1 rRNA gene is annotated in these 255 nt (G+C 51.4%); it reads right to left on the bottom strand.

What is annotated here, in order from left to right:
* Positions 1–17: 17 nt before the first annotated feature.
* Positions 18–255 (bottom strand): 23S ribosomal RNA (locus tag ATB74_RS23545); the annotation flags it as partial.

Here is a 255-nt window from a genome sequence, read left to right on the forward strand (position 1 = left end):
AACCCCTTGGGTGTTGTATGGTTAAGCCTCACGGGCAATTAGTACAGGTTAGCTCAATGCCTCGCAGCACTTACACACCCTGCCTATCAACGTCGTAGTCTACGACAACCCTTTAGGACACTTATAGTGCCAGGGAAAACTCATCTCAAGGCTCGCTTCCCGCTTAGATGCTTTCAGCGGTTATCGATTCCGAACTTAGCTACCGGGCAATGCCATTGGCATGACAACCCGAACACCAGAGGTTCGTCCACTCCG

This window comes from Vibrio splendidus, from assembly GCF_001557875.1.
In the GTDB taxonomy this organism is placed as follows: Bacteria; Pseudomonadota; Gammaproteobacteria; order Enterobacterales; family Vibrionaceae; genus Vibrio; species Vibrio splendidus_F.